Origin of the sequence: Larsenimonas suaedae, from assembly GCF_023712105.1 — a bacterium.
Taxonomy (GTDB): domain Bacteria; phylum Pseudomonadota; class Gammaproteobacteria; order Pseudomonadales; family Halomonadaceae; genus Larsenimonas; species Larsenimonas suaedae.
The window spans coordinates 455,917-478,916 of record NZ_JAMLJI010000001.1 but is presented as its reverse complement, the minus strand read 5'-3'; the positions used below and the strand labels follow the sequence as shown (position 1 = coordinate 478,916).

Below are 23,000 nucleotides of genomic sequence, written 5' to 3'. Positions count from 1 at the left end.
GTAATTTTCACCGCCGCAGGCAAGGCCGGGTCTGATACTCTACCCCGCGCCGGCCCCGGCCGATCATCCAGTAATAATGAATCCTATAGATCCTGGAGTCTCACCGTTGACGACTAGCACCTCTTCCCGTGACCTGACACGTGCGCTTGAAGACCGCATCCTGATACTCGATGGCGGCATGGGCACCATGATTCAGGGCTACGCGTTTCAGGAGGCGGATTTTCGAGGAGACCGCTTCGAAGACTGGGCCACCGACCTTCAGGGCAATAACGACCTGCTCACCCTGTCCAAGCGCGACGACATCAAGCACCTGCACCGTTTATACCTGGAAGCCGGCGCCGACATTGTCGAAACCAACACCTTTAACAGCACCCGGTTGTCTCAGTCCGACTACGCGATGGAATCGCTGGTGGTCGAGCTCAACTACGAGGCCGCAAGACTCGCTCGCGAGGTGTGTGACGAGGTCGCCGCGGAAACCGGGGTGCCGCGCTATGTGGCAGGCGTTCTAGGCCCGACGAGCCGTACCGCGTCACTTTCACCGGACGTCAACGACCCGGCCAAGCGCAACGTTACCTTCGATGAGCTTTACGAAAATTACCTCGAGGCCGCCGAGGCGCTGATCGACGGCGGCTCTGACCTGATCCTGATCGAGACCATCTTCGATACCCTGAACGCCAAGGCGGCAATCTACGCCCTCGAGGTGCTGTTCGAGCGCCTGGGGTACCGGGTGCCGATCATGATTTCAGGCACCATTACCGATGCCTCGGGGCGCACACTTTCAGGTCAGACCACGGAAGCCTTCTGGAACTCGGTGCGCCACGCCAACCCGATCTCGATTGGCCTCAACTGCGCGCTCGGCGCCGAAGACCTGCGCCCCTATCTTGAAGAGCTCTCGACCAAGGCCGACACCTTCGTAAGTGTGCACCCCAATGCAGGCCTGCCCAACGAATTCGGCGAGTACGATCAGTCGCCCGAAGAAATGGCCGAGATCGTGCGCTCGTTCGGCGAGAGCGGGCTGGTCAACATCATGGGCGGCTGCTGCGGCACCACGCCCGGGCATATCCGCGCCATTGCCGACGCCATGGCGGGCCTCGCCCCCCGTAAGCGGCCAACACCGCCGCCGGCCTGCCGCCTTTCCGGGCTCGAGCCGTTCAACATTCAAGCCGACAGCCTGTTCGTCAACGTCGGCGAGCGCACCAACGTTACCGGCTCGGCCAAGTTCAAGCGCCTGATCAAGGAAGAGGATTACACCACGGCGCTTGAAGTCGCGCTCGAGCAGGTCGAAAACGGCGCGCAGGTGATCGACGTCAACATGGATGAAGGCATGCTGGAGTCGCAGGAAGCGATGGTGCGCTTTCTGAATTTGATCGCCTCGGAGCCTGACATCTCTCGCGTGCCGATCATGATCGACTCCTCCAAGTGGGACATTATCGAGGCCGGCCTCAAGTGCGTTCAGGGCAAGGCGGTGGTCAACTCGATTTCACTGAAGGAAGGCGAGGCGCAGTTTCGCGAGCAGGCCCTCAAATGCCGCCGCTATGGCGCTGCCATCATCGTGATGGCCTTCGATGAAGACGGCCAGGCCGACACCTTCAAGCGCAAGACCGAAATCTGCGAGCGCGCCTACCGCCTGCTGGTCGATGACATCGGCTTTCCCGCCGAAGACATCATCTTCGACCCCAACATCTTCGCAATCGCCACCGGCATCGATGAGCACAACAACTACGCGGTCGATTTCATCGAGACCTGCCGCTGGATCAAGGACAACCTGCCCGGTGCGATGATCTCCGGCGGCGTTTCCAACGTCTCGTTCTCGTTTCGCGGCAACAACCCTGTGCGCGAGGCGATTCACTCGGTCTTTCTTTACTACGCGATCAAGTCAGGCCTCACCATGGGCATCGTCAACGCAGGCCAGCTTGCGGTCTACGACGACCTGCCGGCAGAGCTCAAGGACGCCGTCGAGGACGTGGTGCTCAACAAGCGCGATGACAGCACCGAACGCCTGCTCGACATTGCCGAGAAGTACCGGGGTGACGGCTTGAGTGGCCCCAAGAAGGAAGACCTGGAGTGGCGAAGCTGGCCGGTTGAAAAACGGATCGAGCACGCACTGGTCAAGGGCATCACCGCCTACATCGAAGACGACACCGAACTTGCCCGACAGAACGCGACCCGTCCGATCGAGGTGATCGAAGGCCCGCTGATGAACGGCATGAACGTGGTCGGTGATCTGTTCGGCGACGGCAAGATGTTCCTGCCGCAGGTGGTCAAGTCGGCCCGTGTCATGAAACAGGCGGTGGCGTATCTGATCCCCTACATCGAGGCGGAGAAAGACGGCGCGGATGAAACCAAGGGCCGCATCATCATGGCGACGGTCAAGGGGGATGTGCACGACATCGGCAAGAACATCGTCGGCGTGGTGCTTCAGTGCAACAACTACGAGGTCATCGATCTCGGCGTTATGGTGCCGTGCGAGAAGATTCTGGCTGCGGCCAAGGAACACAACGCCGACATCATCGGGCTTTCGGGGCTGATCACGCCCTCGCTCGATGAAATGGTGCACGTAGCGAAGGAGATGACCCGTCAGGGCTTCACCCTGCCGCTTTTGATTGGCGGTGCGACCACGTCGAAAGCGCATACCGCGGTCAAGATCGAGCCGAACTACGCAGAGCCCGTCATCTACGTAAGTGACGCCTCGCGCGCCGTCGGTGTGGCCGGAAAACTCCTGTCGCCTCAGCTCAAGCCCGACTACGTGGCAGGCATTCGCGCCGAGTACGAGAAAGTGCGTGAACGCAACAGCAAGCGCCGCCCCAAGGGCTCCGACATCAGTTATGAAACCGCGCGCCAGAAACGCTTCTGCCCGAACTGGGATATCTACACCCCGCCCGAACCTGCCGTCAAAGGGCTGATGACGTTTGATGATTACGATCTGAACGAGCTGGTGGAGCGCATCGACTGGACGCCGTTTTTCATGAGCTGGCAGCTGGTGGGCAAGTATCCCAAGATTTTCGACGACGCCGTGGTCGGCGAGGCGGCGCGTAACCTGTTTGATGACGCGCAGACCATGCTCAAGAAGCTGATCGAGGAGAAACACCTTGAAGCGCGCGGCGTGATCGGTTTCTGGCCGGCCAATACCGTTGATGATGACGTCATCGAAATCTACAGCGACGATGCCCGCACTCAGGTCATCGAGCGGCTGACCCATGTGCGCCAGCAAAACAGCAAGAACCCCAACGGCCTGTGCTACAGCCTTGCAGACTTCATTGCCCCCAAGGGCAGCGGCAAATCCGACTGGCTCGGCGGCTTCGCCGTCACCACCGGCCACGGCGCCGACGAACTTGCCAAGCGCTACGAAGACGCAGGCGATGATTACAACTCGATCATGGTGAAAGCGCTTGCCGACCGGTTGGCCGAGGCGTTCGCCGAGCGGCTTCACGAGCGAGTGCGCAAGGAATTCTGGGGCTACGTGCCTGACGAGGCCCTCGACAATCAAGCCCTGATCGGCGAGAAATACCAGGGCATCCGCCCGGCCCCCGGCTACCCGGCCTGCCCCGACCACACCGAGAAGACGGCGCTGTTTTCGTTGCTGGAAGCGCCCGAGCGTACCGGCATGACACTTACCGAAAATTTCGCGATGTGGCCGGCCGCTGCGGTATCCGGGTGGTACTTCTCTCACCCCGAGTCCCGTTACTTCTCGACCGGCAAGATCGGCCGGGATCAGGTCGAGGCCTTGAGTGAGCGCAAGCAGATGCCGATAACCGAACTCGAACGCTGGCTTTCGCCTGTTCTGACCTACGACCCGGACGCCTGACCCCGGGGACTCGTTAACGCCTGACGTATCCGATTTAGTGATATGGCTTTTTACGTCGGGCGTTAGGCCCGGTTTACCGGGCCGGTCGAAAGACGTGTATCCTGTCCGGCATGATGAGTTGATAAGTCCGGCACCAGACCGGCTTCACGTGTCTTATTCATGTGGCAAGCGCCACCTAACAGCAGGACATCTCTCCACGATGTATCGCTACGACACTTATGACCAGACCCTCGTCGAAGAACGAGTGGCTCAGTTCCGTGACCAGATGAACCGCCACCTGGCGGGCAAGCTCGGCGAAGAGGAATTTCGTCCGCTTCGCCTCCAGAACGGACTCTACGTGCAGCGCCATGCGCCGATGCTTCGCATCGCGATTCCCTATGGCATGCTTTCGAGCACTCAGATCAAGACGATCTCCGACATCACTCGGCGCTATGACCGCGCCTACGGGCACCTGTCCACGCGCCAGAACATGCAGCTCAACTGGCCAAAGCTTGAAGACGTGCCGGACATCCTGGGTGAGCTTGCCAAGGTTCAGATGCACGCCATCCAGACCAGCGGCAACTGCGTGCGCAACACCACCACCGACCAGTTCGCCGGCATCGCCCAGGACGAGATCGAGGACCCGCGCCCGTGGTGCGAGCTGATCCGTCAATGGTCGACCCTGCATCCGGAATTCGCCTACCTGCCGCGCAAGTTCAAGATCGCCGTGACCGGCGCGACCAGTGACCGCGCCGCGGTTCAGGTCCACGACATCGGCATCAATCTGTGGCACACCGACGACGGCGACGTTCGTGCACGCGTTCTGGTCGGCGGCGGCCTTGGCCGAACGCCGATGATCGGAAGCGTCATCCGCGAGGATCTCCCGTGGCAGCATATGCTGACCTACATCGAGGCCATCGTGCGGGTGTACAACCAGTTCGGCCGCCGGGACAACAAGTTCAAGGCGCGCATCAAGATTCTGGTCAAGGCCCTCGGTATCGAGGAATTCCGTCGCCGGGTCGACGAAGAGTGGGCGCACCTTGAAAACGGCAGCCAGACCATCACTCAGGACGCCATCGATCACGCACGCAGTTTCTTCCCGGAGCCGGAGCGCCGCGTCGTCGAACAGTCCGGCATCGATGCGTTTGAGCAGGCGCGTCAGAACAACAAGGCGTTTTCCCGCTTCGTGACCAACAACGTCATGGGCCACAAGGTCAACGGCTATTGCGCGGTTACGCTCTCGCTCAAGCATCATACCCATGCCCCGGGTGACATTACGGCGGATCAGATGGACCTGGCCGCACAGCTTGCCGACGAATACAGCTTCGGTGAACTGCGCGTGACTCATGAGCAGAACCTGGTGCTCTCCGATGTGCCCGTCGATCAGCTCGAGGCGCTGTGGGAAGTGCTTGATGCCAACAACATGGCAAGCCCAACCGTTGGCACCCTGACCGACATCATCTGCTGCCCGGGGGGCGATTTCTGCTCACTGGCCAACGCCAAATCGATCCCGATCGCTCAGGCGATTCAGCAGAAGTTCGAGGATCTGGATTTCGTCTACGACCTTGGCCCGCTGGATCTCAACATCTCGGGCTGCATGAACGCCTGTGGTCACCACCACGTCGGCAACATCGGCATTCTGGGCGTCGACAAGAAAGGCGAGGAGTATTACCAGATCTCACTCGGGGGCTCCAGCCTTGACGATGCCTCGCTTGGCAAGATCCTCGGCCCGTCGTTCTACCGGGAAGATGTGCCGTCCGTCATCGAGAAAGTGCTGCAGGTCTACGTGCGCGAACGCGACACTGAAGAGCGTTTTGTCGACACCTATCGCCGACTCGGCATCAAACCGTTCAAGGATCATGTCTATGCCTGATGTATTGCGCGCCGACGGTCTTCACCAAGACGAGTGGACACTAAGCCGTGACGAAGAGGCCCTCCCGCAGGCACGCCCGGCCATCGTACCGCTGGCACTGTGGCAAGCGAGTGCGGACCGCGAGGGGCTTGCCCCCTGGCTCCCGAGCGATACCGTGCTTGACGCCGAGCTGATGGCAACGCTTGGCGAGTGCCCCTTGATCGCGATCGATTTCCCCGCCTTTACCGATGGGCGCGGCTATACCATGGCCCGTCTCATGCGCGAGCGCGTCGGCTTCAAGGGTGACATTCGCGCGATCGGCGACGTATTGATCGATCAGCTCTACTACCTGCGTCGCTGTGGTTTCGACAGCTTTGCACTGCGCGATGACCAGGACGTCGACGACGCCCTGCGCGCGTTTCAGAGCTTCAGCGTTCACTATCAGACCGGCGTGGATCAAAACGAGGCGCTATTTGAACGACGCCTTCGTGAGCGAAGCGCCTGATCGCATCAAACGCTGTACGGAAGCCGCCCACTGGGCGGCTTTTTTATGCCATCGTTTTTTCAATGCTCAAAGTCGCCAGCGCTTAAACACCGAATACACGCCGCACTGTATTGGACGTTGCCGCAACGATAGCTGCCTCGCTCTCGCCGCGAAGCACCGCTGCTGCCGCTAGGACACGCGCGAGATTGGCCGGCTCATTTCGCTCGGTAATGCCCTGGGGCGCCATGTCGGGGCTGTCGGTCTCGAGCACGTAACAGTCTGCCGGGAGCGCCCTGACGATGCGGTGCAGCCGGTGTGCGCCGTCATGAGTCATCGCCCCGCCCACGCCCAGCACGTACCCCAGATCCAAAAAACGAACGGCCTGCTGCCAGCTTCCGCTAAAGGCATGCACAAGCCCGCGTGCCGGCAGGTCCAACTGCTTCAGCCGCTTGGAAAGCTCATCGTTCATGCCGATACAGTGAAGCACGACCGGCAGGCATCGCGCCTTGGCCAGACGAAGCTGGGGTTCCAGCAGCGTCCACTGTGCGTCAAAACGTTCAAGCCGGCGATCAAGACCGCACTCACCCACGCCCACCACACGACGCTCGCCACGATCGAGCGCCTGTTCAAGACGCACGACGTCATCGTGAGGCTTACCGTCGTGTGTGGGTCCATCGATGCCCCGGGTATCGTCAAGAACATGATCGTCAAGAAAGTATGGGTGTAGCCCATGACACAAGGACAGCCCAGGCAAGGCCTCGGCCAGTGCGAGCTGGTGCTTGAAGCGCTTGGCCGTCGTGCCGGCGTCGATCATGCCCGTGACACCTGCACGCAGCGCGCGCGCATGGACTGCATGGGCGTCATCGTCGAACGCGTCGCGAGACAGGTGACAGTGGGCGTCGATCATGGAACCTCCCGATACATCGAAGAGACTTATCTATCCCCGCATGAAAAAAAGCTGCCAGAGGCAGCTTTTTTACCATGGTCGATCCAGGGTCAACCGTCGAATACGTCACATCGCGCGCATCAGTGCTCGCGCGTGGCGGAAAAGCGCAGGTCAGGCCAGCGCTCCTGCGTCAGCTGGAGATTGACCCGGGTCGGGGCCAGATACGTCAGGTAACCACCGCCATCGATTGCAAGGTTTTCGGCGGTCTTGTTTCGGAACTCGTCGATCTTGCGTTCGTCGCCATACACCCATCGCGCCGTCTGAACATTGATCGGCTCGTAGATGCAGTCCACCTTGTATTCGTCCTTGAGCCGGTGTGCGACCACATCGAACTGCAGACTGCCCACGGCACCGACGATCAGGTCGTTGTTGTTGAGCGGCATGAAGACCTGTGTCGCGCCCTCCTCGGACAGCTGCTGCAAGCCCTTTTGAAGCTGCTTCATCTTGAGCGGGTCTTTCAGGCGCACGCGCTTGAAGAGCTCCGGTGCGAAGTGCGGAATACCGGTGAAGCGCATGTCTTCGCTGAGCGTGAAGGTGTCGCCGATCTGGATCGTGCCGTGGTTGTGCAGGCCGATTATGTCGCCGGGCCAGGCTTCCTCGACGTGGGACCGATCAGAGGCCATGAAGGTCAGGGCGTCTGCGATCTTGACGTCTTTCTTGATGCGCACATGGCGCATCTTCATGTTCTTTTCGTACTTGCCCGAACACACTCGCAAGAACGCCACGCGGTCGCGGTGTTTGGGGTCCATGTTGGCCTGAATCTTGAACACGAAGCCGGTGAAACGCTCATCGTCTGCCTCGACTTCACGGGCATCGGTGTCGCGTGGCTGCGGCTTGGGCGCATACTCCACGAACCCGTCAAGCATTTCCCGTACGCCGAAATTCCCCATGGCGGTGCCGAAATACACAGGCGTCAATTCACCCCGCAGATACGCCTCGAGGTCGAACTCATGGGATGCCCCCTGGACCAGCTCGATCTCGTCACGAAGCTCCTGAGCGACGTATTCGCCAAGCGCTTCATCCACCTTCGGGTTATTAAGCCCTTCGATGAAGACGTCATCCGGGATCCGGTTGCCCTGCCCCTGCTGATAGAGGTGCACGGTGTCATTGAGAATGTGATAGACGCCCCGGAACTGCTTGCCCATGCCGATCGGCCAGGTAATGGGCGCGCACTGGATGTTGAGCGTGGTTTCAATATCGTCCATCACCTCGATCGGGTCGCGAATGTCGCGATCCATCTTGTTCACAAATGTCAGAATCGGCGTGGTTCTGAGCCGGCAGACCTCCATCAGCTTGATGGTGCGGTCCTCAACGCCCTTGGCGCCATCGACCACCATCAGCGCGGAATCGACGGCCGTCAGCGTGCGGTAGGTGTCTTCGGAGAAATCTTCGTGACCAGGCGTATCAAGCAGATTGACCATGCGGCCCTTGTAGGGAAACTGCATGACTGAGGTCGTCACCGAGATGCCGCGCTCCTGCTCCATCTTCATCCAGTCGGAGGTGGTGCTTCGGGCGTCGCGCTTGCTCTTGACGGCACCGGCCACCTGAATGGCATTTCCGAACAACAAAAGCTTTTCGGTGATGGTGGTCTTGCCCGCATCGGGGTGAGAGATGATCGCAAAGGTGCGTCGTTTGGCGGCTTCTTGCGACACGGCGGTAGTTGGCATTGAGCGATTCTTCTTGGTGAGTACGCCATCGGCGCACCAAGGTGCGCCGATGTTGGAATGGGTCGAATCCCGCTATTTTCGCCGATCCTGCGTCTACACTCAATCAAGCATCACAGTGTGTTTAAATTGACCTTGAGCTGGAGCTGCACTTCGACATCGGTATCCTGTGGCGTGTGAATGATGCGCTGCACCTCGAATTCCTGATTGTCCAGCATCATCCACTCCCCGCTTTTTGGAATCCACTTCATTTGCACCACTTTCGGCTTCGAAAAGGTGGTTGGTTGAAAAACGCAGCGAACGCGGTACATGGCCACTCCTGGCTAGACGGTTGATTGAGACGCTATCGGCACCGTGGCGCTAAACTTTAGCGCGTTCTTAAATCAACCGGCCAGCAGGTCCAGCACGTGGGTCAACGGCTCAAGCGTCAGCTTGTTCGATGTAAATGCCCCGGTATCGATATAGCGCACATTACCGAGCATGACCGGGTTTGCAACAATCGTGTGTCCGACGATAACGGCGTCGATGCCCTCAACCGGCGTTTCAAGCTTCTTGCTATAGCGCTTGCGTGACCAAAGACTTTGACGCTTTACATCCTCGCTTTGCGTTTCGAGCACCTGCCAACGCAACGGTGGGTCCGCATGAACGATGCCCACCCGGCCTCGCCCGGTCTCGATCTCATAGGCAATGGCCATTTTGGCCACGGCCTCCTTGAGCAGGGCTGCCACCTCCGGCGGGTTCTCCTTCAAGACCCAGCGCCCTCCATTTTCCTGCCACTGATGCCACATCTCACCGTTCATGGCTTTCATTGCCATGGCTTCGTGATTGCCCTGAACGGAAAAGAACCAGGGCTCACGCATCAGCGCCAAACATTTCATCGAGTCAGGGCCTCGGTCAATCAAATCGCCAACGGCAAACAGTCGGTCACACGTTCGATCGAACTGCACTTCCTCAAGCAGCGCCATCAGTTGATCGTATTCACCATGAAGATCCCCCACTACAAAATCCCGACCCTGCGTGTTTTGCGCGATATGTTCGAGCATTCCCGGTTCCTTTGAGTCATAAGGCAGTCAGCCTGCGTATGGTACTAAGGATAGGGGCTTTCTCAACTACGCAGTGCCACGGCCGTTAAATCACTCAAGCAACTGGTCCCTTGATGCATTTTTTTGTAGTTATATTTCTTTTTGTTAGACCTTGGTTTAAAATAACGCATAGACACATCGCAGCTGGAGACTCGACATGATTGGCGGTCACAACGTAATGCTCGAAGAAAACCGACAAATGAACGCTCGCCGGCAGAAAGAAGCAGCAAATGCGCCGGTAAAGCCAACAATTCTGGGCAAAAACAGTCATTCGATTATATCTGTGAGTCTGCCGAACCTGACACTGACAGCACACTGATGTGAGCTTCGCCAGACAAGAACGCCAGCCTTATAGAGCTGGCGTTTTCGATTCTGCACCCTTTTTGTAGTTTAACTACATTTAGCTGGTTCAGATTGCCGCAGCGAAGATATGCCGCAGTGAAAGTGCGCTACCATGGGCCCTTACGTTCGATCGAAGTGGAGCCCGTTCATGCCCCAGCAACCCCTGGCCCTGTCAACGCCAAGCCGTAACCTGGTCCTTTTGACCATCGCGCGCGGCATTACCTGGACCGGGTTTTTGATTGCCATCATCTTTGGCATCGAGGTTTTGAACTTTCAGCTCTACCTGGTGCCGATCTTTTTAATCATCGTGGTCATGGGCTTATTCAACGTTGCGACCTGGTGGCGACTTGGGTGGCTTAGATCGGTAACCGAAGCCGAGTGCCTTGTTCATCTTCTGATCGATGTCATCGGCCTGACCGCAATCTTTTACTTTACCGGCGGCTCGACCAATCCGGTGATCACCTACTACATCGTACCGATCACCATCGCAGCCGCTACGCTTCCGGTCCGTTATACGATCCTGACGACCGTCACGGCGTTCGGTGGCTACAGCGCCCTGATGCTGTTTTATCAGCCCATTCCAGAACTGTCGCGCCACATCGCGGGCACCGGCATTAGCCTGCATGTCCTTGGGATGTGGCTCAATTTCGCCCTGTGCGCAAGCCTCATTACCTATTTCGTATTCAAGATGGCGCGCGCCCTGCGCCGGCGTGATCGCACCCTGTCAAAAACGCGCGAAACGGCGCTTCGAAATGAGCAGATTCTCGCCGTGGCAAGCCAGGCTGCCGGCACCGCGCACGAGCTTGGCACGCCCCTTGGCACCATGGCGGTGCTGCTTGGTGAAATGAAAGAGGACGCAGACAGTGACATTCTGCGTGAGGACATTACCCTGCTTCAGCGCCAGGTCGAGCAGTGCAAAGCCCATCTTCGGTCCCTGGTCGCTACCGCTGAACGCCGGCGGGTTGGCCCGCTCGAGCATCAGGACGTTCAGGCCTATCTGGAGCGAGTGATCGAGAAATGGCTAGTGATTCGACCGGACGTCACGCATCGATTGACCTGCCTTGGCCGACGCCACGCGATCATTCCGACTGACGACACGCTTCAGCAGGCGCTTCTCAATCTGCTCAATAACGCGGCAGACGCCAACCCTCAGAACATCGACATCACGCTCGACTGGGATGAGCAGCAGGTCATCGTTGATATACGCGATCACGGCGCTGGTGTTCCAATGGACATCGCCGACCAGCTTGGGCAGACATTTGTGTCTACCAAATCAAAGGGCATGGGCATTGGCCTTTTTCTGACCCATGCGACCATCAATCGGTTCGGCGGCAGCGTCAGCCTTTACAATCACGAAGAAGGCGGCACCCTGACCGAGGTCACGCTCCCTCGCGTGGACAGCAAAGAGTGATTCGTTCGTTAAAGGAGAACGCAATGGATACCCAAACCCCCTTTTTGATCGTCGATGACGATGAACTCTTCCGACAGGTAATGACCCGCGCCATGAAGCGTCGCGGCTTCGAGGTGCTGGCAGCGGCCGATCACGAAGAGGCCATGATGCTTGCCCGGGCAACGCCCCCGGTCTATGCAACGCTTGATCTGAAACTGGAGCACAGCTCGGGCCTTCAGCTTCTACCAGAGCTTCTTGCCGTAAGCCCCAAGTGCAAGGTCATCATCCTGACCGGCTATTCGAGCATCACGACCGCCGTCGAGGCCATGAAACTCGGTGCCTACAACTACCTTTGCAAGCCCGTGGACGCCGACGATGTGCTCGGTGCGCTCGACCGCCCCGCTCAGGGCGACCCGGATGCTGAAATTGCCGAAAACCCGCCCTCGATCAACCGACTGACGTGGGAACATATTCAGAAGGTGCTGCAGGAAAACGATGGCAACATTTCAGCCACCGCCCGAAGCCTTGGCATGCACCGACGCACACTTCAACGCAAGCTTCAAAAACGGCCGGTACGGCGCTGAGTGCTGAGTGCTGAGTGCTGAGTGCCGACGCGCTATACTCCGACGCCTACGAAGAATTCTTTTAACGCATTGATGAAGTGAGCCCCCATGACGCTGCAGACCCGACTAGAGCGCGCCATCAACATTGCCGAAGAAGCCGGGCGACGCATCAGGAAAGCCCGCGAAGAATGTCAGTTCGACAGCCGCTACAAGGATGGCAACGAGCTGGTGACCGATGTGGATGTCGAGATCGATACCTTCATCAGCACTGAGCTCGAGACGCACTTCCCTGGCGAACAGCGCCTGAGCGAGGAACTGACGCCCGACCGGGACGCCATTCTTGAAGACGATACGCTCTGGATCGTCGACCCCATCGACGGCACGGTCAATTTTGCCCACGGCCATCCGCATGTCGCGGTATCGATCGCCTGGTCGGAAAACGGCCGCGTTCAAATCGGCGTGGTGCACTCGCCGTTTTTGAATGAGACGTTCACGGCCATTCGCGACAAGGGCGCCTGGTGCAACGGTAAGGCGATCTCTACAAGTGATTGTCAGTCAACAGACGCGGCGTTGATCGCCACTGGCTTTCCCTACGACAAGGATGCTCGGTTTCCGCTGCTTCGCAGGTTGCGTGCCATTTTGAGCACATGCCGCGACATTCGCCGAAACGGCGCCGCGGCACTCGATCTGTGTCACGTTGCCAACGGCACTCTCGATGGTTACTACGAAAGCGTCTCACCCTGGGATTTTGCGGCGGGCATGCTGATCGCGCGTGAGGCAGGCGCCCGTACCGGCCACCTCTATCCATGTCCGGAAGGCATTCCGGAAGAGCTTTATGGCGAGAACCTGCTGGTAACTGCGCCCGAGATTTATTCAGAGCTCAAGCGCCTGCTCGAACGGGCGGATCGCAACATCTTTGACGATGAGCGGTAATTTAGCGATTCAATAAGCGGGTTCAGGCCAATCTATTGGCGAGTCACCCGCTTATGTCCCATCATTCGGCATCAAGTACATGCCCATGTTTTCAGGAGAAGTTCATGTTCACCGTAATTTTTGGTCGCCCTGGCTGCCCGTTCTGCGTTCGCGCGCAGGAGCTGGCGGAATCGCTCAGCGACGTTCGTGATGATTTCAGCTATCGCTACATCGATATTCACAAGGAAGGTATTTCCAAGGCGGACATGGAAAAGACCATTGGCAAGCCGGTCGAGACCGTGCCCCAGATCTTTGTCGATGAAAAACACATCGGGGGTTTCACCGAGTTCAACCAGTACGTCAGCGACAACGCCTTGCTGACGCCCGCCTGAGCATCAATCGAGGCTGGCCCTTGAGGCCTTCTCCGTTCTAGCATTAAAGGCATCGACTCAAGGAACCACGTTGATGCCTTTTCTTGTTGAAAGTGCCCTGCTTCTCGGCGCCGCGATTATCGCGGTTCCCATATTCCAGCGCTTGGGGCTTGGCTCCATCCTGGGCTACCTGTTTGTCGGCGTTCTGTTCGGCCCGTCCCTACTCAAGGTGTTCTCGGAACCGGACGCCGTTCTGCACTTCGCCGAGTTCGGCGTGGTGATGCTGCTGTTCGTGATCGGACTCGAGCTTGAGCCAAAGCGCCTCTGGCGAATGCGTGCAAGGCTTCTGGGTCTGGGCAGCGCCCAGATGGTGCTTAGCGGCCTGGGGCTTGCGGTAATCGGCTGGATGCTGGGCCTGCCCACGGGGTCGGCGTTGCTGCTGGGGTTCATTCTTGCCCTGTCCTCGACGGCGTTTGCGCTGCAGGTGCTCAACGAGCATCGACACCTTACCACCGCTCACGGTCAATCCGCGTTTTCAATGCTTTTGTTCCAGGACCTGGCCGTCATCCCATTGCTGGCGGTACTGCCGCTGTTTGCCGGTGGGAACCTCGGCAGCGCCTCGGACATCGTATTCGGCCTATTGAAAAGCCTGGGCACGGTCGCAGGCGCCATCGTTATCGGACGCATGATCTTTCCACGCGTTCTGCGTCTGGTCGCACGCAGTGAGCTTCATGAGGTATTCACGGCAGCGGCCCTTTTCATGGTGCTTGCCATGGCGCTCATCATGCAGTGGGCGGGGCTTTCAATGGCGCTTGGCGCCTTCCTGGCGGGCGTACTGCTTGCCGATACCGTGTATCGCCATGAACTCGAGGCCAACATCGAACCCTTCAAGGGCATCCTGCTGGGCCTTTTTTTCATGGGCGTTGGCATGTCGATCAATCTCGAGCTGGTGTGGCAGAACCTTCTGTTGGTGATCGGGATCACGGCCGTGCTCCTGTTCGTAAAGATTGCCGTTCTTGCGCTGATCGGGTTTGCGACCAAAACCCCTCGCCACGAAATTCCGGCGTTGGCGGCCATTTTGTCTCAGGGGGGAGAATTCGATTTTGTTCTGTTGACGGCGGGCGTAACCGTTGGCGTGTTCAGCCAAAACGTGGCAAGCCTTTGCATCGCCGCTGTGACGTTCTCAATGGCGCTAACGCCCTTTCTTTATCGCTTCGCTTTAAACTGGGGGCACCGTTTGTCCACGACGCGGTCCTTCGATCAGGAAGCCATCGACGATACGCCCCCGGTGCTGATTGCAGGCCTTGGCCGGTTCGGTCAGATGATTGCTCGAGTGTTGAAGTTACAGGGAATCAATTTTGTCGCCCTTGACCCCAATATCAAACAGGTAGAGTTCATTCGTAAGTTCGGCTCACGCATCTACTACGCCGACGCGACGCGCCCGGAGCTTTTACGTGCCGCTGGCGCCGATAACGCCAAGGTGCTTGTCATTGCCGTTGATGATCCTGAAGCCGCGCTTACCATTGCGCGCCTGGCCAGGCAGCATTTCCCGCATCTAACGGTTTATGCCAGAGCCCGCAACCGACACCACGCCTGGCAGTTGATGGAGCTGGGGGTTGAACACCTGGTTCGTGAAACCTTCGATTCGAGCATGGAAATGAGCATCGACCTTCTAAAGGGTCTGGGCTATCCGAGCTCAACAGCCAGTGAGGCGGTACGTACCTTCCGGGAATTCGACAACGAACTCTTCTGGTCGTCCTACAAGCACCGAAATGACAACGATGCATTGCTTGAAAGTGACCGTCTGGCCATCGAGGAGCTGTATGAGCTGTTCAGAAAGGGCCAGGATAACGTCGAAGAGCAACGCGAGAAGAAAGAGGCATCGATCAAGAAAGCCGCGCGACAAGGGGTCAAGCGCAGCAAGCGCACACAGACCGATGAAACGACCTCATCTCAGGAGAGCGAGCAATGACACAGGCGCTGAACCGTGTGCTCGACCGATTGGGACTAGGCCCGGATGCCCCACTTATCCCGCTTCAAGGCGGTGACATCAGCGAGGTGTATCGCGTGGATACCCCTCATGGGCGTGTTGTGATCAAGCGTGCTGCGCCGGATATTCTTCGCGCGGAGCGCGATGGTCTGGCCGCACTGGCCGCTGTTCCCACCCAACTGGAAATTCCGGAGTGCCTCGAGCTTGATGATGATGTTCTGGCCATGACCTGGCTTTCACCGGGGAAGCCAAGTGATGCAAAGACCCGCCTTCTGGGAGAGGAACTTCGCCACTTACACACCCGATCACGCGCAACGACGCACGGATGGGCCACGACGACGTTTGCAGGCCCTACACCGCAGATCAATACGTCGCTCGAAAACGGCGCAGATTTTTTGATCGAGCAGCGTCTCAGGCCGTTGGCCGAGCGCTGCCTGCGCGAAAACAAGCTGCCGAAACAGGACGCTCGTAAACTGGATGCCTTGTTTGCGCGCGTGCCTGGTCTATTACCGAATGAACCACCGTGTTTAGTGCACGGTGATCTCTGGCACGGAAATGTGTTCTACACCGAAACGGGTGTCGCTCTGATTGACCCTGCGATACATCGCCACTACGCCATGTTCGATCTTGCGATGTTGGCCCTTTTTTCGCCCACATCAACCAACTTTGAACAGGCGTATTGGGATGGACCACGGCCTGAGACGTGGCCAGCGCAATGTGCGTTGTTTCAGCTTTACCCGCTTCTTAATCACCTCCTGTTGTTTGGTCAATCTTTCTTAGGCGAACTTCAGTCAAAAATTAAAATGTTAGAAAAATGGTAGTATAACGGTATAAAATTTGAGTGGCGCTCTGGATTTCAAGGAAATATAAATGCGTGACTAACGAACAGCTAGACAGGCCGCGCATTGGATCCTGTTTAATAGTTGCTTTTGTATCAAGGCCCTATGCACAATGAGCGGCGTAAAAATCAAGTGGCTTTCTGCGGGAGTGTTAATGTTTTTTATAAAAGGCTGCGCCAGCTTATGCTTCTTGACGGTCAACACTCTCGTGTGCGCCCTGCCTTTTTATGTACTGGCACTCTTGAAACTCGTACTTCCAATTCACCGGGTACGTAACACGATCATTGGTGGGCTCAATCGCATTGCCCTGGTCTGGATCGCATTGAACACGTTCTGGATTCGCACCGTTCTAAAACCGACGCTTCACGTCAGCGGCGCTATCCCAAACGCACGCGATCAATGGTGGGTCGTCATCGCCAATCACCGAAGCTGGACCGATATCCTGCTTTTGCAATACGCCCTACAACAATCCACGGCGCCGCCCCGCTTTTTCATCAAGCGAGAGCTTATCTGGATTCCCGTGATCGGCCTTGCGTTCTGGGCACTTGAATTCCCGATGCTCAATCGAGGCAAGGGAGGCCGAAAAGCGGCCGAAAAGGATCTGGAAGCCACCCGACGCCTGTGCCGACACGCACTCGAGCGCCCGATTACCATCTACAACTTTGTTGAAGGCACTCGCTTTACCCCGCAAAAACGACTGCAACAAAAAAGTCCATTCACACATCTTCTTCGCCCCAAGGCGGGCGGCTTGAGCATCGTTCTTTCCTTGCTGGGAAGCCGCCTTTCGGGCATCTTGGACGCGACGCTCGACTACCAGCACGGGTCGACCCGCTTTTGGGATTTTCTGTGTGGGCGCAGCGGTATCTTGCGCATCCACATTGATCGCCTGCCGCTAAAGCCATGGATGACGGACACGCACATCCTCGAATTTGAACGAAAAAAACGGTTTCATGCATGGGTCAATGCACTTTGGCACGACAAAGATCGACGCCTTTCCTGATTGTCTTGTTGATTATCCTTTTTGGATTAAGCGGGTGCGCAACCAACGGTGGCGCATCCGGCAGCGGTGGTTGGGTTCAGGTACAACGCGGAGACACGCTTCATCGACTCTCCAGACGCTATGGCATCCCCCTTCTTAGGCTTCAGCGTTTCAATCCAGGCGTCGATGCCAATGACTTGAAGATCGGACAGCGCCTGATGATGCCGTCTCGCGCCGAGCGTGCTCCGGGTAGCGGTCCCTATCGGTATCAGGTTCGCCCGGGGGATACATACGGGCGTATCGCCACGCACTTTAGAACATCGGCCCAGAGTATCGCCGGCGCCAACCCGGGCGTTCACCCGAGGAGTCTTTCGATCGGCCAGACCATCAAGGTGCCGGCGGGTCGGAGCGGGTCAAGCGCCAGCCCGGTTGCCCGTACCCGCCCGCGAGTGGATACGACCTCGTTGCCTGCAAGCGCGCGCAATTGGCCCTGGCCCCTGCGTCAGGCAAGCGTTGTACGTGCGTTCGGCACCGATGCCCATGGCACATTGCAGCCGATGATGCTAAGGGCCGGTGCGGACCATACTGCGCGGGCGGTTGCCAACGGGTCGGTCAAATTCGCCAACAGCATGCGCCAGCTCGGCAATGTCGTCATCGTGCATCACGCCAATAACATGCAGACCATTTTTGCGTACTGCGGGCAGGTGCATGTGCGCGAAGACCAGTCGGTTTCACCAGGAACACCCATTTGTGAAACCGCGCGCAGAGGCGACATAGGCCACTACAACCTTCTCTTCGATGTGCGCAAGGCCGGTCAACCCGTTGATCCTCGCCGCGTGCTACAGTAGCTGTCATTCAATCATCACTTTTATTACGCGACGCTGTCATGACGAGTAAAGATACTGGACATATACCGACTTCCGGCCAAGGAAAAGTCATGTCTCGCATTGCGTTCGTAAGCGAAACCTGGGCTCCGGAAATCAATGGCGTAGCCCATACGTTGACCCAAATCGCCAATGAACTGCTGGAACGCGGGTTCGAACTCCAACTGGTTCGACCCCGTCCGGTTGATCGCCAAAACGACCCTCACGTCGTCAAGGAGCTTCAGGTGCTTGCCATTCCCATTCCCGATTATGAAGGGGTTCGCATGGGAGTTCCCGCGCCATTGAAGCTGATTCGTTTCTGGAAAGCGCACCGACCGGACGCCGTATACATTGCCACTGAAGGCCCGCTGGGGCTCAGCGCCCTGTTCGCGGCCAACCATCTTGGGTTACCGGTGGTCAGCGGCTTTCACACCAACTTCGATCAGTACAGCGAGCACTATATTCTGCTCAAGATGCTTCGTCCGTTCGTCCGCCCTTTTCTCAAACGCTTTCACAACAAGAGCGCGATCACTTTGGTACCCACCTCGTCTCAAGCCAATGCTTTAAAGGCCAAGGGCTACAAGAACACCAAGGTGATGGGCCGAGGGCTTGACCCGAAGCGCTTCACCCCAGCGTTTAGAAGCGATGCCCTCAGAGGCCGGTGGGGTGCGGCCGAGGATGACCTGGTGGTGCTCTATGTCGGCCGGCTGGCTGCAGAAAAGAACGTGCCTTTGATGGTCAATGCACTTCAAGCCCTGCACGGCAAGGACCCATCGATCAAGGCTGTGTTCGTCGGCGATGGGCCGATGCGCAAGGAGCTTGAACAGACACTTAGCTGGGCAGAGTTTGCAGGGTTTCAGGAAGGTGACGCGCTGGCGTCCTATTACGCAAGCGCCGACCTGTTTCTATTCCCTTCACGCTCGGAAACCTTCGGCAATGTGGTCACCGAAGCGATGGCAAGCGGGCTTGCCTGTGTCGCGCTTGATTACGCTGCGGCCGGCGAGCTCATCACCTCGGGCCAGGAAGGCCTTCTGGTGGACTACAGTGATGACAAGGGCTTCATCGATGCATCACTGACACTTGGCCAGGATCTAGAACGAACGCGCAAGATGGGCAAGGCTGCCAAAGAACGCGTTAATCAAATGACCTGGTCAAGCATTTGCGACCAGTTCGTCGACTACCTGCATCAGGCACAGGAGGTGAGTGATGCAAGAACGCAATTCTCCAATGTTTAAACGGCTGGACCTGCTCGAGTGGCGCGCCTGTCATCGCCTGTCGCGTCTTGGCGCCTATCGCCCGATTCTTTGGGTGCTGCGCATCGCAAGCCGTCTGGGCGATGGCCCGGCCTGGATTGCACTGTGCTTCAGCATTCCCATCTTCAAGGGCCTTTATGGCTGGGTACTGGCCGTGGAATTTGGCATCACTGCAGCGGTTGGTGGCCTGCTCTACCGATTGCTCAAAAACCGCCTGTGCCGTGAGCGCCCGTACATCTCGTTCGAGATCCCCTGCACGATGCCACCGCTTGATCGCTACAGCTTTCCAAGTGGGCATACGCTGCACGCCGTCATGTTCACGACGCTTACGGCCACGTTCGTACCGATTCTGCTCTGGGTCGTTCTGCCGTTTGCGATACTGGTCATGATCTCGCGGGTTATTCTCGGGCTTCACTATCTGACCGATGTCGCAGCCGGTGCGCTGATCGGATTTCTTCTGGCCGAACTCAGTATCCTGCTGATCACGATTCAATGACCTCGGTGCAACACCCGCTGCCAGACTGGCCGCTGTGGTACTTTCCGAAGGCCTTGCCCACCGACAAGGCCGACCACCTATTCAAAGCGCTCGATGCGCTCGAGCATTGGCAGCAGCCAAGCATCACGCTCTATGGCAAGACCCATCCGATTCCACGCACTCAAATCTGGATGGGGGCTGACGGCGCTGACTATACCTACTCCAACCAACGCTTCGAACCCTCGCCCTGGCACCCCAGTGTCCGAACGCTTGCGCGCTGGTTGACCCGGCTGACTCGCCACTACATCGATGATGCGCCGGCTTACAACAGTGTTCTGTTGAACCGGTATCAGGACGGGCAGCAACGCATGGGCTGGCACAGTGATGACGAGCCTGAACTTGGAAATGCACCAATCATTGCGTCATTGAGCCTAGGCGCTGCCCGCCCTTTTCGGCTAAGGGGTCGTGCGCGGGAAGCTCGAGAAATTACGCCTTCCCAAAATATCTGGTTGGCCCATGGCAGTGTTCTGCTCATGGGCCGAGGTATTCAGACGCACTGGCAGCATGCGCTACTGCCAAGAGCCATCAAATCTCCCCGTATTAACCTGACATTCCGCCATATTTTCATTTAATTTCTTGAAAAAATATAACGGTATAAATCAGCGAGCATAGTTAGGCGTAACAAAGGGCATGGCCGTGACCGTCATTTCATGGCGCTTGCCTCGAACATCAGCCCAAACCTTGGTGCCATTCTGAGTCATTTCGACGGGAAGATACGCCATCGCGATTGGCTTACCGAGTGTCGGGCCAAACGTGCCGGAGCTGATTTCACCGACCTGATTATCCTGCTCGTCGAACAGCGCACTTCCGGCGCGTACCGGCGCGCGCCCAGAGGCTACCAGCCCGACACGTTGAGTCAGGTGGTCTCGATTGGCAAGCTGAGTCAGGATGACGTCGGCGCCCGGGAACCCGCCCTCGCGCTCACCACCTTGACGACGCGCCTTGCCAACGGCCCAGTGGAGGCCGGCTTCAATCGGTGTTGTCTGTTCATCGAGGTCATTGCCGTAAAGACAGAGACCGGCTTCAAGTCGAAGTGAATCCCGCGCGCCAAGCCCGATCGGTTCGACCGACTCGAACGCCAGCAGATGCTCCATCAATCGCTCGGCATCTGCCTCGGCCACTGAAATCTCGAACCCATCCTCGCCGGTATAACCGGATCGGCTGAGCCACACCGGAATGTCCGCCAGCGCAAGCGCGCGATGATCCATGAACACCATGGTTTCGGTCTCGGGGTTGAGGGCCTTTAGCACCTCGCTGGCCTTGGGGCCCTGCACCGCGATCAATGCTCTGGACAGCACCTCGACGTTTACCTGGTCGGGCAAGCCCGTTTTCAAAAGTGTGATGTCAATATCACGGCGGGCGGCGTTGATGACCAGATGCAAGGCGTCACCCTGGTTGGCAACCATCAGATCATCCACCACCCCACCTTCCTGAGTGGTGAACAGCGCATAGCGCTGTCGCCCCGGGGAAAGGCCAACGATGTCGGCGCATACAAGCGTCTCGAGCGCCTCGGCGCAGCCCTCGCCGGTGAGCACCACCTGCCCCATGTGAGACACATCGAACACGCCACATGCACTGCGGGTGTGCTCATGCTCGCGCTTGACCCCCATGGCGAACTGAACCGGCATTTCGTACCCGGCAAAATCGGTGAACTTTGCACCTGAGCGTGCGTGAAGCTCGTGAAGAGGCGTTTGGTGTAGGGAAGTCATCCAGATGTCCTTGAAGCGTGAAAAGCCACCTGCCGAAACAGGTGGCGATTGAGTATCAGCCGCTGTTTTGAATCAGCCGTTATTCTTGAAGTAATCCCTGGTCAAGCGGAAGACGACCGGAGACAGCAACAGCAATGCAATCAGGTTGGGAATCGCCATCAAAGCATTGAAGGTGTCCGCCAGCAACCAGATGAAATCCAGGTGAGCCATGGCGCCGATGGGAAGTGCGATCACGAAAATGACGCGAAAGACGATACAGGCGCGCTCCCCGAACAGATACTGGAAGCAGCGTTCTCCGTAATAGGACCACCCGAGAATCGTTGTGAACGCAAACACGGCAAGTGCCAGGGCAACGATGTAATCGCCTGGCCCGGGGAGCGCATGACGAAATGCCATCGATGTCAATGCCGCACCGCTTTCACCGGTCAGCCATTGGCCGGAGGTAATGATCGCAAGCGCGGTAATCGTGCACACCACGATGGTGTCAATGAAGGTACCGAGCATGGCTACCAGCCCCTGGCGTACCGGATCACGCGTCTTGGCTGCCGCATGGGCGATCGGCGCGCTTCCGAGACCAGCCTCGTTCGAGAATACGCCACGAGCCACCCCGAACCGGATCGCCTGAACGACCGCGGCCCCGGCAAATCCGCCAGCAGCGGAAATCGGGGTAAAGGCGTGAGAGATGATCAGACCAAGCGCCGGAAGCAATTCATTGGCATTGATAACAAGGATCACCAGGCCCGCCACGAAATAGAACACGGCCATGAGCGGCACCAGCCGACCGGCAACCGTTGAAATGCGCTTAAGCCCGCCAAGAATTACCGCACCGGCCAAAACCATGATGACAAGACCGGTCAGCCAGCTTGGAATACCAAACGACGCGTTCAACGCATCCGCCACGGAATTGGCCTGTACGGTATTACCGATACCGAACGAGGCAATGGTGCCGAAAATGGCAAACAAAACCGCAAGCACCGGTGCAAGGGCGGAAAGGATCGGGCCTGAATCCGCCAGCCCGTTCTTGATGTAATACATCGGTCCGCCCACATAGTTGCCGTTGCGGTCGGTCTCTCGAAACTTGACGGCGCAGACCGCCTCGCTGTACTTGGTCGCCATCCCCACCAGCGCGGTCACCCACATCCAGAATACGGCACCCGGGCCACCGAGGGCGATCGCGGTGGCAACCCCTGCGATATTGCCGGTACCAATGGTCGCCGACAGCGACGTCATCAAGGCATTGAACGGTGAGATCTCACCCTCATCGGATGAATCGGCGCGGCCCCGCCATAAAAGCCTGATGCCCGTCCCAAGCTTTCGGACGGGCATCAACTTGAGCCCCACCTGCAAAAAGATACCAACCCCCAGAAGGAGCACCAGCATCAATGGTCCCCATACCACCCCATTGATGGAATTTACGATTGCAGTGACCTGCTCCATGCCTG

20 protein-coding genes are annotated in these 23,000 nt (G+C 58.0%); 14 read left to right on the top strand and 6 right to left on the bottom strand.

What is annotated here, in order from left to right:
• The first annotated feature begins 76 nt into the window (after positions 1-76).
• The 3 genes from metH to NAT49_RS02245 all read left to right on the top strand — a co-directional run bounded on the left by metH (position 77) and on the right by NAT49_RS02245 (position 6,141).
• Positions 77-3,805: a methionine synthase gene (gene metH / locus NAT49_RS02255; protein WP_251589989.1), complete on the top strand. Its 3,729-nt coding sequence runs from the start codon at positions 77-79 to the stop codon at positions 3,803-3,805.
• A gap of 199 nt (positions 3,806-4,004) precedes the next feature.
• Positions 4,005-5,657, top strand: a complete 1,653-nt coding sequence (locus tag NAT49_RS02250) for a nitrite/sulfite reductase (RefSeq protein WP_251589987.1) — start codon at positions 4,005-4,007, stop codon at positions 5,655-5,657.
• A complete protein-coding gene (locus tag NAT49_RS02245) occupies positions 5,650-6,141 on the top strand; it encodes a DUF934 domain-containing protein (RefSeq protein ID WP_251589985.1) in 492 nt (163 codons plus the stop codon). The genes NAT49_RS02250 and NAT49_RS02245 overlap by 8 nt, the downstream gene beginning before the upstream one ends.
• An 82-nt stretch (positions 6,142-6,223) precedes the next feature.
• Here the strand turns inward: NAT49_RS02245 and NAT49_RS02240 are convergent, their stop codons facing one another.
• From NAT49_RS02240 to NAT49_RS02225, 4 genes are all read right to left on the bottom strand, one after another.
• The gene (locus NAT49_RS02240; protein ID WP_251589984.1) at positions 6,224-7,027 is read right to left on the bottom strand and encodes a TatD family hydrolase; all 804 of its coding nucleotides are present in this window, start codon (positions 7,025-7,027) and stop codon (positions 6,224-6,226) included.
• 119 nt (positions 7,028-7,146) lie between these two features.
• The gene (prfC, locus tag NAT49_RS02235; RefSeq protein ID WP_251589983.1) at positions 7,147-8,733 is read right to left on the bottom strand and encodes a peptide chain release factor 3; all 1,587 of its coding nucleotides are present in this window, start codon (positions 8,731-8,733) and stop codon (positions 7,147-7,149) included.
• A gap of 110 nt (positions 8,734-8,843) precedes the next feature.
• Positions 8,844-8,981: a hypothetical protein gene (locus NAT49_RS02230; protein ID WP_251589982.1), complete on the bottom strand. Its 138-nt coding sequence runs from the start codon at positions 8,979-8,981 to the stop codon at positions 8,844-8,846.
• Positions 8,982-9,113: 132 nt separating this feature from the next.
• Entirely contained in the window at positions 9,114-9,773 is a 660-nt protein-coding gene (locus NAT49_RS02225) for a metallophosphoesterase (protein ID WP_251589981.1), read from the bottom strand.
• A 529-nt stretch (positions 9,774-10,302) separates the two neighbouring features.
• On the opposite strand from NAT49_RS02225, the gene NAT49_RS02220 reads away from it, so the two are divergent.
• The 11 genes from NAT49_RS02220 (at position 10,303) to NAT49_RS02170 (ending at position 20,421) form a co-directional block, all read left to right on the top strand.
• Entirely contained in the window at positions 10,303-11,565 is a 1,263-nt protein-coding gene (locus NAT49_RS02220) for an ATP-binding protein (protein WP_251589980.1), read from the top strand.
• Between the two features lie 23 nt (positions 11,566-11,588).
• Positions 11,589-12,128, top strand: coding sequence for a response regulator transcription factor (locus NAT49_RS02215; protein ID WP_251589979.1), 540 nt, complete (start codon positions 11,589-11,591; stop codon positions 12,126-12,128).
• An 87-nt stretch (positions 12,129-12,215) separates the two neighbouring features.
• Positions 12,216-13,040, top strand: a complete 825-nt coding sequence (locus tag NAT49_RS02210) for an inositol monophosphatase family protein (protein WP_251589978.1) — start codon at positions 12,216-12,218, stop codon at positions 13,038-13,040.
• 104 nt (positions 13,041-13,144) lie between these two features.
• The gene (locus NAT49_RS02205; protein ID WP_251589976.1) at positions 13,145-13,411 is read left to right on the top strand and encodes a GrxA family glutaredoxin; all 267 of its coding nucleotides are present in this window, start codon (positions 13,145-13,147) and stop codon (positions 13,409-13,411) included.
• Positions 13,412-13,484: 73 nt separating this feature from the next.
• Positions 13,485-15,362, top strand: a complete 1,878-nt coding sequence (locus tag NAT49_RS02200; protein WP_251589975.1) for a monovalent cation:proton antiporter-2 (CPA2) family protein — start codon at positions 13,485-13,487, stop codon at positions 15,360-15,362.
• Positions 15,359-16,201, top strand: a complete 843-nt coding sequence (locus NAT49_RS02195; protein ID WP_251589974.1) for a fructosamine kinase family protein — start codon at positions 15,359-15,361, stop codon at positions 16,199-16,201. Before NAT49_RS02200 ends, NAT49_RS02195 begins: the two co-directional genes overlap by 4 nt.
• 172 nt (positions 16,202-16,373) lie before the next feature.
• Positions 16,374-17,219: a 1-acylglycerol-3-phosphate O-acyltransferase, YihG family gene (yihG, locus tag NAT49_RS02190; RefSeq protein ID WP_251589973.1), complete on the top strand. Its 846-nt coding sequence runs from the start codon at positions 16,374-16,376 to the stop codon at positions 17,217-17,219.
• A complete protein-coding gene (locus NAT49_RS02185) occupies positions 17,189-18,046 on the top strand; it encodes a LysM peptidoglycan-binding domain-containing protein (protein ID WP_251589972.1) in 858 nt (285 codons plus the stop codon). The genes yihG and NAT49_RS02185 overlap by 31 nt, the downstream gene beginning before the upstream one ends.
• A gap of 89 nt (positions 18,047-18,135) precedes the next feature.
• Positions 18,136-19,296 (top strand): glycosyltransferase family 4 protein, encoded by a 1,161-nt coding sequence (locus tag NAT49_RS02180; protein ID WP_251589971.1) that lies wholly within the window; start codon positions 18,136-18,138, stop codon positions 19,294-19,296.
• Positions 19,268-19,810, top strand: coding sequence for a phosphatase PAP2 family protein (locus tag NAT49_RS02175; protein WP_251589969.1), 543 nt, complete (start codon positions 19,268-19,270; stop codon positions 19,808-19,810). Before NAT49_RS02180 ends, NAT49_RS02175 begins: the two co-directional genes overlap by 29 nt.
• Positions 19,807-20,421, top strand: coding sequence for an alpha-ketoglutarate-dependent dioxygenase AlkB family protein (locus NAT49_RS02170; protein WP_374708796.1), 615 nt, complete (start codon positions 19,807-19,809; stop codon positions 20,419-20,421). Before NAT49_RS02175 ends, NAT49_RS02170 begins: the two co-directional genes overlap by 4 nt.
• 27 nt (positions 20,422-20,448) lie before the next feature.
• Here NAT49_RS02170 and gcvT read toward each other — a convergent pair whose 3' ends face one another.
• Both gcvT and NAT49_RS02160 read right to left on the bottom strand, forming a co-directional pair.
• Positions 20,449-21,558: a glycine cleavage system aminomethyltransferase GcvT gene (gene gcvT, locus NAT49_RS02165; protein WP_251589965.1), complete on the bottom strand. Its 1,110-nt coding sequence runs from the start codon at positions 21,556-21,558 to the stop codon at positions 20,449-20,451.
• A 72-nt stretch (positions 21,559-21,630) separates the two neighbouring features.
• Positions 21,631-22,995, bottom strand: coding sequence for an alanine/glycine:cation symporter family protein (locus NAT49_RS02160; RefSeq protein ID WP_251589964.1), 1,365 nt, complete (start codon positions 22,993-22,995; stop codon positions 21,631-21,633).
• Positions 22,996-23,000: the final 5 nt, after the last annotated feature.

Excerpts from the sequence above, each read along its gene's own strand:
- metH (WP_251589989.1), top strand. The coding sequence starts at position 77 with ATGAATCCTATAGATCCTGGAGTCTCACCGTTGACGACTAGCACCTCT.
- NAT49_RS02250 (WP_251589987.1), top strand. The coding sequence starts at position 4,005 with ATGTATCGCTACGACACTTATGACCAGACCCTCGTCGAAGAACGAGTG.
- NAT49_RS02245 (WP_251589985.1), top strand. The coding sequence starts at position 5,650 with ATGCCTGATGTATTGCGCGCCGACGGTCTTCACCAAGACGAGTGGACA.
- NAT49_RS02240 (WP_251589984.1), bottom strand. The coding sequence starts at position 7,027 with ATGATCGACGCCCACTGTCACCTGTCTCGCGACGCGTTCGACGATGAC.
- prfC (WP_251589983.1), bottom strand. The coding sequence starts at position 8,733 with ATGCCAACTACCGCCGTGTCGCAAGAAGCCGCCAAACGACGCACCTTT.
- NAT49_RS02230 (WP_251589982.1), bottom strand. The coding sequence starts at position 8,981 with ATGAAGTGGATTCCAAAAAGCGGGGAGTGGATGATGCTGGACAATCAG.
- NAT49_RS02225 (WP_251589981.1), bottom strand. The coding sequence starts at position 9,773 with ATGCTCGAACATATCGCGCAAAACACGCAGGGTCGGGATTTTGTAGTG.
- NAT49_RS02220 (WP_251589980.1), top strand. The coding sequence starts at position 10,303 with ATGCCCCAGCAACCCCTGGCCCTGTCAACGCCAAGCCGTAACCTGGTC.
- NAT49_RS02215 (WP_251589979.1), top strand. The coding sequence starts at position 11,589 with ATGGATACCCAAACCCCCTTTTTGATCGTCGATGACGATGAACTCTTC.
- NAT49_RS02210 (WP_251589978.1), top strand. The coding sequence starts at position 12,216 with ATGACGCTGCAGACCCGACTAGAGCGCGCCATCAACATTGCCGAAGAA.
- NAT49_RS02205 (WP_251589976.1), top strand. The coding sequence starts at position 13,145 with ATGTTCACCGTAATTTTTGGTCGCCCTGGCTGCCCGTTCTGCGTTCGC.
- NAT49_RS02200 (WP_251589975.1), top strand. The coding sequence starts at position 13,485 with ATGCCTTTTCTTGTTGAAAGTGCCCTGCTTCTCGGCGCCGCGATTATC.
- NAT49_RS02195 (WP_251589974.1), top strand. The coding sequence starts at position 15,359 with ATGACACAGGCGCTGAACCGTGTGCTCGACCGATTGGGACTAGGCCCG.
- yihG (WP_251589973.1), top strand. The coding sequence starts at position 16,374 with ATGTTTTTTATAAAAGGCTGCGCCAGCTTATGCTTCTTGACGGTCAAC.
- NAT49_RS02180 (WP_251589971.1), top strand. The coding sequence starts at position 18,136 with ATGTCTCGCATTGCGTTCGTAAGCGAAACCTGGGCTCCGGAAATCAAT.
- NAT49_RS02175 (WP_251589969.1), top strand. The coding sequence starts at position 19,268 with ATGCAAGAACGCAATTCTCCAATGTTTAAACGGCTGGACCTGCTCGAG.
- NAT49_RS02170 (WP_374708796.1), top strand. The coding sequence starts at position 19,807 with ATGACCTCGGTGCAACACCCGCTGCCAGACTGGCCGCTGTGGTACTTT.
- gcvT (WP_251589965.1), bottom strand. The coding sequence starts at position 21,558 with ATGACTTCCCTACACCAAACGCCTCTTCACGAGCTTCACGCACGCTCA.
- NAT49_RS02160 (WP_251589964.1), bottom strand. The coding sequence starts at position 22,995 with ATGGAGCAGGTCACTGCAATCGTAAATTCCATCAATGGGGTGGTATGG.